This is a genomic window from Pseudomonas sp. P129, from assembly GCF_020312195.1.
Taxonomy (GTDB): domain Bacteria; phylum Pseudomonadota; class Gammaproteobacteria; order Pseudomonadales; family Pseudomonadaceae; genus Aquipseudomonas; species Aquipseudomonas fragariae.
The window spans coordinates 368,978-383,730 of sequence record NZ_JAGPYS010000001.1; the positions used below are offsets into that span (position 1 = coordinate 368,978).

Annotated in this window: 13 protein-coding genes; 9 read left to right on the forward strand and 4 right to left on the reverse strand. The window is 59.5% G+C overall.

Translation table 11 applies throughout. The features are described 5' to 3' along the window. Window positions 1-140: 140 nt before the first annotated feature. Entirely contained in the window at window positions 141-854 is a 714-nt protein-coding gene (locus KBY02_RS01660; protein WP_060400526.1) for an SIMPL domain-containing protein, read from the reverse strand. A gap of 192 nt (window positions 855-1,046) precedes the next feature. Between KBY02_RS01660 and KBY02_RS01665 the strand changes: the two genes are divergently transcribed. From KBY02_RS01665 to KBY02_RS01705, 9 genes are all read left to right on the forward strand, one after another. Further along, on the forward strand, window positions 1,047-2,306 hold the full coding sequence (locus KBY02_RS01665; RefSeq protein WP_024640040.1) for an ATP-binding protein: 1,260 nt from the start codon (window positions 1,047-1,049) through the stop codon (window positions 2,304-2,306). Next, window positions 2,303-2,866 carry a response regulator transcription factor gene (locus KBY02_RS01670; protein WP_003400057.1) on the forward strand — a complete coding sequence of 188 codons (564 nt, stop codon included), beginning with the start codon at window positions 2,303-2,305 and terminating at the stop codon, window positions 2,864-2,866. Before KBY02_RS01665 ends, KBY02_RS01670 begins: the two co-directional genes overlap by 4 nt. Window positions 2,867-2,955: 89 nt before the next feature. Then, window positions 2,956-4,674, forward strand: a complete 1,719-nt coding sequence (locus tag KBY02_RS01675; protein WP_032653258.1) for an ABC transporter ATP-binding protein/permease — start codon at window positions 2,956-2,958, stop codon at window positions 4,672-4,674. Between the two features lie 113 nt (window positions 4,675-4,787). Then, window positions 4,788-5,537, forward strand: a complete 750-nt coding sequence (locus KBY02_RS01680; RefSeq protein ID WP_003400058.1) for a FadR/GntR family transcriptional regulator — start codon at window positions 4,788-4,790, stop codon at window positions 5,535-5,537. A 588-nt stretch (window positions 5,538-6,125) separates the two neighbouring features. Next, window positions 6,126-7,037 (forward strand): 5-dehydro-4-deoxyglucarate dehydratase, encoded by a 912-nt coding sequence (gene kdgD, locus KBY02_RS01685; protein ID WP_004411794.1) that lies wholly within the window; start codon window positions 6,126-6,128, stop codon window positions 7,035-7,037. Window positions 7,038-7,202: 165 nt separating this feature from the next. Continuing rightward, entirely contained in the window at window positions 7,203-8,588 is a 1,386-nt protein-coding gene (locus KBY02_RS01690; protein WP_003431603.1) for an MFS transporter, read from the forward strand. Window positions 8,589-8,598: 10 nt separating this feature from the next. Next, window positions 8,599-10,152 (forward strand): galactarate dehydratase, encoded by a 1,554-nt coding sequence (gene garD, locus KBY02_RS01695; protein WP_003368648.1) that lies wholly within the window; start codon window positions 8,599-8,601, stop codon window positions 10,150-10,152. A 243-nt stretch (window positions 10,153-10,395) separates the two neighbouring features. Further along, window positions 10,396-10,635, forward strand: a complete 240-nt coding sequence (locus tag KBY02_RS01700; protein ID WP_003400063.1) for a PLDc N-terminal domain-containing protein — start codon at window positions 10,396-10,398, stop codon at window positions 10,633-10,635. A 190-nt stretch (window positions 10,636-10,825) separates the two neighbouring features. Continuing rightward, the gene (locus KBY02_RS01705) at window positions 10,826-11,020 is read left to right on the forward strand and encodes a hypothetical protein (RefSeq protein ID WP_003400064.1); all 195 of its coding nucleotides are present in this window, start codon (window positions 10,826-10,828) and stop codon (window positions 11,018-11,020) included. Between the two features lie 251 nt (window positions 11,021-11,271). Here KBY02_RS01705 and KBY02_RS01710 read toward each other — a convergent pair whose 3' ends face one another. The 3 genes from KBY02_RS01710 to KBY02_RS01720 all read right to left on the reverse strand — a co-directional run bounded on the left by KBY02_RS01710 (window position 11,272) and on the right by KBY02_RS01720 (window position 14,393). Next, on the reverse strand, window positions 11,272-11,472 hold the full coding sequence (locus KBY02_RS01710) for a hypothetical protein (protein ID WP_003400066.1): 201 nt from the start codon (window positions 11,470-11,472) through the stop codon (window positions 11,272-11,274). 220 nt (window positions 11,473-11,692) lie between these two features. Then, a complete protein-coding gene (locus tag KBY02_RS01715) occupies window positions 11,693-12,478 on the reverse strand; it encodes a sulfite exporter TauE/SafE family protein (RefSeq protein ID WP_024652649.1) in 786 nt (261 codons plus the stop codon). A 91-nt stretch (window positions 12,479-12,569) separates the two neighbouring features. Further along, entirely contained in the window at window positions 12,570-14,393 is a 1,824-nt protein-coding gene (locus tag KBY02_RS01720) for an EAL domain-containing protein (protein ID WP_011268903.1), read from the reverse strand. Window positions 14,394-14,753 lie beyond the last annotated feature (360 nt).

The following is a 14,753-nucleotide window of genomic DNA, read 5'->3' on the forward strand; positions in this document are numbered from 1 at the left end:
GATGGCAAGTTTCGCGAGCCGCGAGATTACCGACAATCAGGCGGGGCATCAGCCAACGTAGGAGATTGCCGAGCAAGAGGGGGGAGTCAGGAGGAGGGGAGCGTGGAAAAGGGCGGCAGTCGATACTACCGCCCTGTCATTCACGGAATCGCGACTTCAATCACGCCATCTGCCGCAACGCTGACCTGGCTGGTGCCCGCTTCGACATCGGGTGTCGGTGCCGAGTCTGCACGCGAAGACTTTGCCATCATCATGACCGGCGCGCGCAGATACGGCTGCGGGTAGCCCGAGGTATTCAGGTTCAGGTTGACCAGCTTGTAGCCCGTACCACCCAACGCTTCGGTGACCAGTTGCGCGCGAGCCTTGAATGCGGTCACCGCGTCCTTGAGCAGGGCGTCTTCGCTGGTCTTGCGCGTCGATGGCGAGATCGAGAAGTCCATGCCGCCCATTTTAAGGTCGGTCAGCAGCTCGCCGGTCAGCTTGGACAGCACGACGAAGTCTGCACTTTCCAGGCGCAGTTCGGCACGTTCACGCCAGCCGGTGATCTTCTGGCCTTTATCGTCGTAGACCGGGTAGCTGTTGCGGCTGCCCTGGCGGATCTTCACGTCCTTGACCTGGCGCGCCTGACCCAATGCCTTGTTCAGCGTCTCGGTGATCTGCGCGGCCAGTTTGGCCGGATCGCTGTCCTGCGCTTCGGTGTACAGCGTGACGAGCATCAGGTCGCGCTGCACCTCCTGGTTGACCTCGGCGCGCAATGAAATCTGGTTGTAACGGGCTTCTTCAGCCATGGCGGGCAGGCTGGACAGAGCAGCGGCCAGCGCGACGAGGGTGGCGGCAGGGCGAAGGTTGAACATGAGAGCTCCTTGTTATCAAACGGCCGCCGACAGTTGTCGGGCGGCGCAAAGTGTTCTGACTGTAGCGCTTTGGCCCGGTTCCTGCGATGACCGAGTGCCCTGGCGTGCGGTGCGTTGACGCACTTTTTCAGTTTTGCCTCCCGCTTGGTTATACTCGCTGCGATCCGCCTGGAGCACTCATCAGGAGAGCTCATGCTCGCCCCCGTTCAAATGCTTTCAGCCACACGACAAAACCTGTGGCGCCTGACATTCATCCGTATTCTGGTGCTGGCCGCGCAGGCCGGCTCGGTCGGTATGGCCTGGCTGTTCGACTTTCTGCCGTTGCCCTGGCTGCAACTGTCGATCACCCTGGGCTGCTCACTGGTGCTCTGCGGGCTGACGGTCATCCGTCTGCGCACCTCGCTGCCGCTCACCGAGCTTGAATATGCGCTGCAACTGGCGCTGGACCTGCTGATCCACAGCGCGCTGCTGTATTACTCGGGCGGCTCGGCCAACCCGTTCGTTTCCTATTATCTGGTGCCGCTGACTATCGCCGCTGCCACGCTGCCGTGGCGCTACTCGCTGATCCTGTCCGGCTTTGCGCTGAGCATGTACACCTTGTTGATGGTGCGTTCCTACCCGCTGGAAACCGACTCCATCGCCCGGGAAAACATGCAGATCTACGGCATGTGGCTGAGTTTTGCCCTGGCGGCGGCAGTAATCACCTTCTTTGCCGCGAAGATGGCCGAAGAGTTGCGTCGTCAGGAGCAACTGCGTGCCGAGCGTCGCGAAGAAGGCCTGCGTGATCAGCAGTTGCTCGCCGTCGCGACCCAGGCCGCAGGGGCTGCCCATGAATTGGGAACGCCGCTGGCAACCATGAGCGTGCTGCTCAAGGAAATGCGCCAGGATCACAGTGACCCGGCCTTGCAGGATGACCTGTCCGTGCTGCAGGAGCAGGTCAAGCAGTGCAAGCAGACCCTGCAGCAACTGGTGCGCGCCGCCGAAGCCAATCGGCGTATGGCTGTCGAATATCAGGCTGCCACCCGCTGGCTGGATGAGTCCCTCAACCGCTGGCATCTGATGCGCCCGGAAGTGAGTTACCGTTTCTATAAGCTGGGCAAGGGCGAAGCGCCGATGCTGGCGCCGCCGCCGGACCTGACTCAGGCGCTGCTCAACCTGCTCAACAACGCTGCCGATGCCTGCCCCGATGGCCTTGAAGTCAACCTGGACTGGGACAGTGCGGAAATCTGCATCAGCATTCGCGACCATGGCGCGGGTGTGCCGCTGGCGATTGCCGAACAGATCGGCAAACCGTTCTTTACTACCAAGGGCAAAGGTTTCGGCCTGGGTCTGTTCCTGAGCAAGGCCAGCGTCACCCGTGCGGGTGGCTCGGTGAAGCTCTACAGTCATGAAGAAGGCGGTACGCTCACCGAGCTGCGCCTGCCCCGAGATACGCGAGGAGAAGAAGCATGAGTGACGATGACATCCAGGTCGAAGGCGAAGAGCTGCCGCACCTGCTGCTGGTAGATGACGACGCGACGTTCACCCGTGTGATGGCGAGGGCCATGAGCCGTCGTGGTTTTCGCGTGAGCACCGCCGGCTCGGCTGAAGAAGGGCTGGCCCTGGCGCAACAGGACATCCCCGAGTACGCCGCGCTGGACCTGAAGATGGACGGCGACTCCGGTCTGGTGCTGCTGCCCAAGCTGCTGGAAATGGACCCGGAGATGCGTGTGGTGATTCTCACCGGTTATTCGAGCATTGCCACGGCGGTCGAAGCGATCAAGCGTGGCGCGTGCAACTACCTGTGCAAACCGGCTGACGCTGATGACGTACTGGCAGCGCTGTTGTCCGAGCACGCCAACCTCGACACGCTGGTCCCGGAGAATCCGATGTCGGTGGACCGCTTGCAGTGGGAGCATATCCAGCGCGTGCTGACCGAGCACGAGGGCAATATTTCAGCGACTGCGCGTGCGCTGGGCATGCATCGCCGGACCTTGCAGCGCAAGTTGCAGAAACGCCCCGTGCGACGTTGATGAAGGTTTTTTCATAGTGATCGATTAGGCGTTTTTTTGCTTCATTGTGCTCAGGCATCGTACGTTCAAAGAGAGCGAGCCTGAACCACATGAATCGCAATGCTGAATATTCTGCCGTCAACGATACTGTGCAAGGAGCATTTTTACCCCGCGTCTGGAAGCTGATAACGCCATATTGGCGCAGTGAGGAAAAGACCACTGCCTGGCTGCTGCTGGTCTCGGTGATCGCACTGTCGCTGTTCAGCGTGCAGGTCTCGGTGTTCTTCAACAGCTGGTACCGAGACTTCTACAACGCGCTGCAGAACAAGGATCTGGCTGCGTTCACCCACCTGATCCTGTACTTCAGCGGCATCGCCGCGATCGCCATTCTGGCTGCGGTCTATCGTCTGTACCTGACCCAGTTGCTGACCATCCGCTGGCGTCGCTGGCTGACGGAGCAACACTTCGCGCGCTGGCTCGCCGACAAGAATTACTACCAGCTGGAGCAGGGCGGTTACACCGATAACCCTGACCAGCGCCTGTCCGAAGACCTCAACGAGTTCACCACCAGCACCCTCAGCCTGGGGCTGGGGTTAATGAGCGCGGTGGTCAGCCTGGTGTCGTTTTCGGTGATTCTCTGGGGCGTGTCGGGCAGTATCGAGCTGTTCGGCGTGACCATTCCCGGCTATATGTTCTGGGCGGCCTTGCTCTATGCGCTGGTGGGCAGCCTGCTGACCCACTGGATCGGCAAGCGGCTGATCCCGTTGAACAACCAGCAGGAGCGATTCGAGGCGGACCTGCGTTTTGCGCTGGTGCGTGTGCGCGAGAACGCTGAAAGCATTGCCTTGTCCGAAGGCGAGCGCAACGAAAACCAGCGCCTGAGCGCGCGCTTCATGATGATCTGGAATAACTTCCGGGCCTCTATGAAGGTCCAGAAGCGGCTGACGTTCTTCACCTCGGGCTATTCGCAGATTGCGCTGATCTTTCCCTTCATTGTGGCCGCGCCACGCTATTTCGCCGGCAAGATCGAGCTGGGTGATCTGATGCAGATCAACTCGGCATTCGGCAATGTGCAGGAGAACTTCAGCTGGTTCATCAGCGCCTATGGCACGCTGGCGTCATGGCGCGCCACCAGCGACCGTCTGCTGAGCTTCCGCCAGGCCATGACTGACAATGAAGGTCGGCAGCCGGCCATCGAAAGAATTCACGGCGACGACACGCTGGACCTGCGCAATCTGGGCTTGAGCATTGCCGGCGGTCGTCAGTTGCTGAGCGACGCCAGTCTGCAGGTCGGTGCGGGAGAGCGGGTCATGCTCAGCGGTCGCTCGGGCAGTGGCAAAAGCTCGTTGCTGAGGGCGCTGGGCGGTCTCTGGCCTGAGGGTTCGGGGCAGATTCGCTTGCCCACCGGCACGGCGCTGTTCCTGCCGCAACGGCCTTACCTGCCCATCGGCACCTTGCGTGAGGCGATGAGTTATCCACAGCCCGTCGAGCATTACCCGGCACAGCGCTTTGCCGAGGTACTGAATCAGTGCCGTCTGGAGCATCTGATACCGCGCCTGGACGAAAGCAACCACTGGCAGCGTTTTCTCTCACCGGGCGAGCAGCAGCGGGTGGCGTTCGCGCGTGCCCTGCTGGTCGCGCCGAACTGGCTGTATGTGGATGAGGCCACCTCGGCCATGGACGAAGATGACGAGACGGCGATGCATCGCGCCATCATCGACGGACTGCCCGGCCTGACGCTGATCAGTGTCGGGCACCGCAGCAGCCTGAAACGCTTCCATGACCGGCATGTGCGCGTCGAGAGCGGCAAATTGATCGAGCAAGTGTGATCCGCAACGTTTTGAGGTCGATGCTATAGGGGACACGGCGCTTTTGAGGGTGTGATCATACAACCGCTGAGCTATGATTAGCCCATGTTTAGCAGTCCAGAGATCGATGTTGGATGGAAAATCAAAGCGCTCTGCCCCGCGCCCGCAGAAAACACCGCAGCCTCGCGCAGGAGCTGGTGACAGAGCTGTCCGAGCGTATTCGCAGCGGTCAGCTCAAGCGCGGCGACAAACTGCCCACCGAATCCGCAATCATGGAAGAGCAGGGCGTCAGCAGGACGGTCGTGCGTGAGGCGATTTCGCGTCTGCAGGCCTCCGGTCTGGTCGAGACCCGTCACGGCATCGGCACCTTCGTGCTCGATACGCCAAGCCCCAGTGGCTTCAGGATTGACCCGGCGACCATCGTCACCCTGCGCGATGTACTGGCGATTCTCGAATTGCGCATCAGCCTTGAAGTCGAGTCGGCAGGCCTGGCAGCCCAGCGGCGTAGTGATGAACAACTGGCAGCCATGCGTTCGGCGCTGGACGCGCTCAATGAAAGTGCGGCACACGCCACCGATGCCGTGGCCTCGGACTTCCAGTTCCATCTGCAGATTGCCTTGTCGACCGGCAATCGTTACTTCACTGACATCATGACCCACCTGGGCACCAGCATCATCCCGCGTACCCGGCTCAATTCCGCGCGTCTGGCACATGATGACCAGCAGCACTATATGAATCGGCTGAGCCGCGAGCACGAAGAAATCTTCGACGCCATCGCCCGCCAGGATTCCGATGCGGCCCGCGCCGCCATGCGCCTGCACCTGACCAACAGCCGCGAACGCCTGCGCCATGCGCATGAAGAGGCTGAATCGCAGCGGGCTTGAGGTTTAAAAAGAGGACGCAGAGCGTCCAGAACGGCATGCCCACGCTGGAGCGTGGGCACGATAAGTGTTCTCCCTGACATCTATCGTTCCTCACGCTTGACTATCGTTCCCATGCTCCGCGTGGGAATGCAGTTCGTGACGCTCTGCGTCACACAGCGGCTTTTCTTTGTCAGGTGGATTTGGGTTCGGCTCAGGTCACCTTTTCGCCCCTCGGCGAGTTACTTTGATGAGGCCAAAGTAACTAAAGCCTTTCGCTCCGTTTCCGGCCCGACTTCGTCGGGTTCCTTCGCCCAGTCACTAACGTCGCACTCTGCGTCGTCCGTGCCATCGTGGTAGAAAAGCACTTTTGCGGCAGTGGCTGCGATTTTGACTATCGTCCCCGCGCTCCAGCGTGGGAATGCCGGTCTTGACGCTCCGCGTCACACATCTACGTGGCATCGCAGGAGTCAAAACCGGGCCCCGTGCGCTCCCTCTGAAAAAACCCGAAATCCCTGTTGAGTGATTTTATTATCAGTTGTACGATGACTTACGACATCGGCGCTGACCCGGTGATCCTCTAACAATTATGTCCTCCAGGGTGTTCGAATAATGAATCCACAAGAACTGAAGTCCATCCTCTCTTCCGGTCTGCTGTCTTTCCCGGTTACCGATTTCAATGCCCAGGGCGATTTTCATCGCGCTGGCTACATCAAACGCCTCGAGTGGCTGGCTCCGTATGGCGCAAGCGCTCTGTTCGCCGCCGGCGGCACGGGTGAGTTTTTCTCCCTGGCTGCCAGCGAATATTCCGAAATCATCAAGACTGCCGTCGACACTTGCGCCACCAGCGTGCCAATCCTCGCCGGTGTAGGCGGTGCGACCCGTCAGGCCATCGAGTACGCTCAGGAAGCCGAGCGTCTGGGCGCCAAGGGCTTGCTGCTGCTGCCGCACTACCTGACCGAAGCCAGCCAGGACGGTGTTGCCGCTCACGTCGAAGCCGTGTGCAAATCGGTGAAGATCGGTGTGGTGGTCTACAACCGTAACGTCTGCCGCCTGACGCCAACCCTGCTGGAACAACTGGCCGAGCGTTGCCCTAACCTGATCGGTTACAAGGATGGCCTGGGTGATATCGAGCTGATGGTTTCGATCCGCCGCCGTCTCGGTGACCGTTTCTCGTACCTGGGCGGCCTGCCGACCGCTGAAGTCTATGCCGCTGCCTACAAGGCGCTGGGCGTGCCGGTCTACTCGTCCGCAGTGTTCAACTTCGTACCGAAACTGGCGATGGACTTCTACCACGCCATCGCCCGCGACGATCATCAGGCGGTCGGCAAGTACATCGACGATTTCTTCCTGCCTTACCTGGAAATCCGCAACCGCAAGGCCGGTTATGCCGTGAGCATCGTCAAGGCCGGCGCGAAGATCGCCGGTTATGACGCAGGTCCGGTGCGCGCACCGTTGACCGATCTGACGTCAGACGAGTGCGACATGCTCGCTGCACTGATGGACAAGCAGGGCAAGCAGTAACACCTGCCACGACAAAGCCGCTGAGCGATCAGCGGTTTTTTCGTTGCACGGCATGACCCTTACAGGTGGCAGATGTCGTCGCCGTGACGCTGCCAAGGGGCCTGTAACGCTACACCCAAAAAACAGCTTTACCCGCGTAAAAAAATAATCAGTGGGAGCTCTACCATGCAAAAGTCCAAGCCGACGCATGTCCGCTATTTGATCCTGTTGATGCTGTTTCTGGTCACCACGATCAACTACGCCGACCGCGCCACCATCGCTATCGCTGGTTCCAGCATTCAGAAAGACCTGGGCATCAGTGCCGTCACGCTGGGCTATATCTTCTCCGCATTCGGCTGGGCCTACGTGGCCGGTCAGATTCCCGGTGGCTGGCTGCTCGACCGATTCGGGTCGAAGAAAGTCTACGCCATGAGCATTTTCACCTGGTCGCTGTTCACTCTGCTGCAAGGCTATGTGGGCGAGTTCGGTGTCTCCACGGCCATCGTTGCGCTGTTCATGCTGCGCTTTCTGGTCGGTCTGGCCGAAGCGCCGTCCTTTCCAGGTAACGCGCGCATTGTCGCCGCCTGGTTTCCGACCGCCGAACGCGGTACCGCCTCGGCGATTTTCAACTCGGCGCAATACTTCGCCACCGTGCTGTTCGCTCCGCTGATGGGCTGGATCGTCTACACCTACGGCTGGCAGCACGTGTTCGTCGTGATGGGCGCGTTCGGTATCGTGTTCTCCATGATCTGGATGAAGGTCATCTACGGCCCGCGCAACCACCCCATGATCAACGAGGCCGAACTGGAACACATTTCCAGCAATGGCGCGCTGGTCGATCTGGATCAGGACAAGGGTAAAGGCGCGCAAAAAACAGCCAGCAGCGGCCCCAAGTGGGATTACATCCGTCAGTTGCTGACCAACCGTATGATGCTGGGTATCTACCTCAGCCAGTACTGCATCAACGGCATCACCTACTTCTTCCTGACCTGGTTCCCGGTGTACCTGGTTCAGGAGCGCGGCATGACCATCCTCAAGGCCGGCATCATCGCGTCTCTGCCAGCGATCTGCGGCTTCATCGGCGGAGTGTTGGGCGGGATCATTTCCGACTACCTGCTGCGCAAGGGCCATTCGCTGACCTTTGCGCGCAAGGCGCCGATCATCGGCGGCCTGCTGCTGTCGACCTCGATCGTGACCTGCAACTACGTCGACATCGAATGGGTGGTCGTGGGCTTCATGGCCCTGGCATTCTTCGGTAAGGGCGTGGGCGCGCTGGGCTGGGCTGTGATGTCCGACGTGTCGCCCAAGCAGATCGCCGGTTTGAGCGGCGGTTTGTTCAACACCTTCGGTAACATTGCATCGATCACCACCCCGATCGTGATTGGCTACATCATCAGCAGCACCGGCTCGTTCAAATGGGCGCTGGTGTTCGTGGGCGCCAACGCGCTGCTGGCGGTGATCAGTTACATTTTCATCGTGGGTGAAATCAAGCGTGTGGAATTGAAAGAGCCGCCTGCCAAGGGGCCATTGCTGAACGACTCGGTCAGCGACCTTTCCGAAGCAAAATCCTGAGGAAACCGTGATGAACCTGATTCAACATGCCGATTCGCCACGCTATATCCGGCTGCATCCGCTGGATAACGTCGTGGTCGTGGTCAACGACCAGGGTGTGCCGGCCGGAACCGAATTCGACAACGGCCTGGTCACTGTCGATAACGTACCGCAGAGCCATAAGGTCAGTACCGTTGACCTGGCCGTGGGCGAGGCCGTGATTCGTTACGGCCACACCATCGGCTATGCACTGCAACCGATACCGCGCGGCAGTTGGGTCAGGGAAGACCAGTTGCGCATGCCTTCCGCGCCTGCGCTCGACAGCCTGCCGATGTCCGATGCCGTGCCGGAAAAGCAGGCCCCGCTCGAGGGTTACACCTTCGAAGGCTATCGCAACGCCGACGGCACCGTGGGCACTCGCAACATTCTCGGTATCACCACCACCGTGCAGTGCGTGACCGGTGTGCTCGACCATGCGGTCAAGCGCATCCGTGACGAGTTGTTGCCCAAGTACCCGAACGTCGACGACGTCGTGGCGCTGACCCACAGCTACGGCTGCGGCGTGGCGATCACTGCCACTGATGCTTACATCCCGATTCGTACGGTACGTAACCTGGCACGCAACCCGAATCTGGGCGGCGAGGCACTGGTGATCAGCCTGGGCTGTGAGAAGTTGCAGGCCGGGCAGGTCATGCATGAGGGCGACAGCTCGGTGGACCTCAGCGAACCCTGGCTATATCGCCTGCAGGACTCCAGCCACGGCTTCAACGAAATGATCGAACAGATCATGGAGCTGGCCGAGACGCGTTTGAAAAAGCTGGATTTGCGGCGTCGCGAGACGGTTCCCGCTTCGGAGCTGATTCTGGGCATGCAATGCGGCGGCAGTGATGCGTTTTCCGGCATTACCGCCAACCCGGCATTGGGTTACGCCTCGGACCTGCTGCTTCGCGCCGGTGCAACGGTGATGTTTTCCGAAGTGACCGAAGTGCGCGATGCCATCTACCTGCTGACTTCACGCGCACAGGATCAGGACGTCGCGCAGGCGCTGGTGCGGGAGATGGACTGGTACGACCGCTATCTGGCCAAAGGCGAGGCTGATCGCAGCGCCAACACCACGCCGGGCAACAAGAAGGGCGGGTTGTCGAACATCGTCGAGAAGTCTCTGGGATCGATCGTCAAGTCAGGCAGCAGTGCCATCAACGGCGTACTCGGCCCTGGCGAGCGGGTCAGCGGCAAGGGGTTGATCTTCTGCGCGACACCGGCCAGTGACTTCGTCTGCGGCACCTTGCAACTGGCTGCCGGCATGAACCTGCATGTATTCACCACCGGGCGCGGTACTCCGTACGGTCTGGCAATGGCGCCGGTAGTGAAGGTCTCGACCCGCACCGAACTGGCCCAGCGCTGGCCTGACCTGATCGATATAGATGCCGGGCGCATCGCGACCGGACGCGCGAGCATCGAGGATCTGGGCTGGGAGCTTTTCCACTTCTACCTGGACGTGGCCAGCGGCAAGAAGAAGACCTGGACCGAGCATTACCGGCTGCACAACGACATCACGCTCTTCAACCCGGCACCGATTACCTGACTGGAGTGGGACGCGGAGCGTCACGAACGGCATGCCCACGCTGGAGCGTGAGGAACGATATGTGGGTGAATACCCCTATCGTGCTCATGCTCTGCCTGGGCATGCCGTTCTGGACGCTCTGCGTCTGCGCTGAGCACCCGGTCACAATCCGAAATATTCTCTGAACTTTAAGGCTCTTTGTGACCTCTTCTACAGTAGGGCAGCTGGTCTGGCTGCCTTCGTTGATGGTGCAGGAGATTTCAAATGGGTTGGATATCGGAAAATCATTTGTGGTTGTTCGCAGCGCTGACCGCCCTGATCGTGATTTCGGACATCTGGGCAGTACTGCGTATTCGCAAGAGCAAGACACAATCCAGCAACAAGCTGATGTGGATCATTGTCGTTGTTGCCGTGCCAATCGTTGGCGTGCTGGCCCTGCTGGTTGCGGGTCCGCGTCATGTGGACACACCGGCAAGACCTGAGCAGCAAAACACCAAGTACTGACCCCGCTTTTCAAAAATACCCCGCCTGCGGGCGTGGGTATTTCCTCTTGTAGATCGCCCCCTCCTGTTTTTTGACACCTTTGCTCACAAAGGTGAAATGCCGGCTGGCAAAAATAAAAATCTCTGCAATTCTTCTGCAATGGTGGGGTGTTTACATGCTTGCCATTCAGACCTGAACAAGGAGAACGCGTATGTCGATCATGACCAAGTGGGCATTACAGGCAGCTGCATTGTTTGTGCTGGGCTGGATGGCAATGTCGGTAGCGACCTGGAGCGATCACATTGCCAATGGCACCGGCAGTGATCGGCTGGCAGAGCTGAATACCGACGTATTGAGCAGCCAGGTGCTGGCAGTGTCATCGTCGCCCGTAGCGCGAGGCGAGTGATCCTGCCGGATCAGCGGGGGAGTACCGGCACTTTTCTGCAGGCAAAAAAATGGCCCACAACGGGGTGGGCCAAATGGGATTCATCAAAGGAGTAGGGTCAATTTACGCAGCCGGACGTGAAGGGGATGTGAAACGGATGTCATGGAATCGAGAAGTGGATCGATAATAAAGCGGCGTCATGACGGGGTGAAACAGCGTCGCCGGTTGCGTGGCAACGCTGTGTCGAATGATTCGCGGGGGATTGAGTCGGTCTAGCGGGCAATCGCCTGTACGCTTCTTTCAGGGACTGCGCGGTGTGCCAGATGCGGCAGCGAATGAGGCGCATCGATTCTGGATTTCATGCGGTCGGCAAATTCTCTGGCTTCCTGCCAGCTCCGGCATTTGACCGGGTAGTCGTCCAGTATTACAACCCAGGCATCGCCATATACACCTTCTTCAATTCGGATGAGCATTGTTGGCATCTCCTTTCAGTGAGGGTAAGTCTTTGCCGGGTCATCGGCGCTAGAGCAGACGCACGAAATCCTGCGCCGAAAATCGGTGTCTCGCTACAAAAAATTACAATTCCCCGATGAGCGCACACGGCCTGAAAGCAAACCGGCTCTGCAGCTTTCAAGGCTGTGTTCGTGGAGAAGCCTGACTCAGAAATGTGACAGGCTGATGGATAAGCGCCGATCAGAACGCCAGCTTGAAGCCGATCGTGCCCAGCATAATCGCCAGGAAGGGCCGTAGCAGGTCATCGGAGACACGACCGGCCATATGGCTGCCCAGGTAGATGCCGGGCAGTGAGCCCATCAACAGCCAGCCCAGCAACTCCCAGTTCATGTTGCCCATGCTCGCATGGCCAAGGCCTGCGACCAGCGTAAGAGGGACTGCGTGGGCGATCTCCGTACCCACCAGACGCCGGGTTGGCAGCAGTGGATAGAGGATGAACAACGCTACCGTGCCCAGCGCGCCCGCACCGATCGAGGTGAGTGCAACCATGGTGCCGAGAATCAGGCCGGTGATCACGGTCAATACCGTCAGGCTGGTGCCGCTGAAAAACGAGTAGCCGTCTCCGCGTCGGTGAGCGAAGGCCAGCAGTTTTTTCTTGAACAGGACGGCGAGGGCGGTGAGCAGCAGCACAAACCCCAGCGCCTGCTTGATGATCGCGTTGAGCGCTTCGGGGGCCGTATGCAGGGTGCTCAGAAACCACAGCGTCATGAGCACCGCCGGGACGCTGCCCAGGGTCAGCAGCCCGGTGACTTTCCAGTCGATGTTGTCGTTCTTGCGATGGACCAGAACCCCGCCGGATTTGGTAATCGCCGCGTACAGCAAGTCTGTGCCGACCGCCGTCGCCGGATTGATGCCGAACCACAACAGTATCGGCGTCATCAGCGAGCCGCCACCGACTCCGGTCATACCAACGATGAAACCGACTACCAGCCCTGCAATGACGAAACCCAGACCACCCGCTTCCATATCCAACCTTTTTCAAGCAAACGCATAGGCAAAAAGTGGCGGGCAGCATAACGGCTTGTGTGGTAAACGGTTATGAAGATGTGTTCTAAGGTTATAACCGTTTGTCGCGGACGACTGCCGCCTCTGCGGCTTGGGCAGCACTCTGCAGGCGTTGGTTCGGGCCGATCCAGTTCAGCAGCGCCTCGGCTTCCATGGGTTTGGCGATCAGGTAGCCCTGACCCTCATCGCAGCCCCATTGCTTGACCAGACAACGAATCTCGTCGGTTTCGATGCCCTCGGCCACGACGCAGTATCCGAGTTTCTTGGCCAGACCGATCAATGCCTTGACCAGACGCTGATCGGTCTTGTCGGACGCCAGATTGCGGATCAGCGACTGGTCGAGCTTGACCGTCGTCGCGGGCAGCTGCCGCAGGTAATTCCAGTTGCTGTAGCCCGTACCGAAGTCATCGATCGCCACATCCATGCCCATCTGACGCATGCGCTCCAACTGATGGCGCACCTCTGCCGGGTTGTGCATCAACGCGCCTTCGGTGAACTCCAGCTCAAAGCGGGTAGGGTCTATCTTGTGCATGCCCAGCAGGCGGATCATCCGGTCGGTGAACGCCGGGCCGGTGAGGTCTTCGGGCGTCACGTTGATCGCAATACGGAAATCGAAGCCCTGCTGCTGCCAACGAGCGGCCTGCTCGATGGCACTGGTCAGCACCCAAAGGCTCAGCGGGCGCATCAGTGCGGTCTTCTCGGCCAGCGGCACGAACTCGGCCGGTCCGATGGCGCCGAGCGTCGGGTGATTCCAGCGCAGCAAGGCCTCTACCGACGTACACAGGCCGGAGTCGAGGTCGATGCGCGGTTGATAGACCAGACGCAGTTGATCATGAGCGTACACCGCTCTGGTCAACGAACTGAGCAGTTTGAAAGCGCGCTGCTGGGCAGCGTCGAAGTGCGGTTCATACATCGCCCAGCCGAGATCGCGGTCGCGGGCATCGTCGGCAGCGCTGATCACCATGCGCATCCAGTCCTGCTCTTCGACTGCACCCTGGTTCAGGGTCACGACGCCCAGGCCGACCTGCATCTGTACCGGAATACCCCGGCACTCAACGGGTGTCTCGAAGTCTTTGAGGATGGTGCGAAACAGGTGCTCAGGCGTGCGGTCGCCCGCCAACAGAAAGCCGAAGCGCGTAGGGCTGACCTTGTACAGGGAACAGGTCGGCGGCAGCAGGCACTCCAGGCGGCCCTTGATTGCCGTCACCAGGTCCTGGGAGAAGCTGTAACCCAGCGCCTTGACGATGTCGTTGAGGAACGCGGAGGTAATCATGTCCACCACGACCAGTTGATAATCGACACTGGATGCCACTGCCTGATGAATATCTTCCTGCAGGCGTGAACGGTTGTACAAGCCGGTGGGCTGGTCGATGAAGCAACTGAGCCTGAGGCCGACGATGCGCTTCATGACCAGCGACGCAAAGCGCTTGAGCATCTGCGTCTGGTATTCGCTCATCGGCTCGCGCGGCTTGGTGTCGATCACACACAGGCTGCCCAGGGCAATGCCATCATCGGTGATCAGTGGCGCGCCTGCGTAGTAGCGGATGTCTGGGTGGCCGGTCACCAGGCCGTTGTTCACGAAGCGCGCATCAAGCGTCGCGTCGGGAATCTCGAACAGCGTGTCGGAAAGGATGGTGTAGGCGCAGAAGGACACGTTACGTGGCGTTTCACGAGCTTTCAGGCCCACCCTGGCGCGGAAAAACTGACGGTGCTCATCGACGATCGAGATCAAGGCAATCGGCGCCTCGAAAAAAGCAGCGGTCATCGCGACAAGTTCATCGAATACGTCATCGGACGTATCCTCAAGCACGCACAGTTCCCGGATGCGCAACAGACGTTGCGTTTCATTCAGAGGGATGGGGGCACTGGCGTTCATGACGATTCTCAATGGGTACTCGATGATGACTATATGACATCACGAAACTCACTTTAACAGACGAAAAGATTCCGACCACAGCGGCGAGATACCGATTAATCGGCCGCAGATCGGATTTTTTGAACGCTATCGTTGTTCAAGCCGCGCGCGGCGAGGGGTTGGCCTTTTATTTACGGTATCTTGCGAACACTACCATTCGTCGACTGGCCGAAAATAAGTGAATCGAGGGTCGTCCCGCAGGCTCTTTGCCTGCATTTTTTGCATGCGCAGTGAACAAATTCTTCATCGTATGGGGGCGTGTGTTGCTTGCCAGCTCTCTCTGGAAACGAGCTCATCCATCGCAAGCCAGCCAGGAGGCAC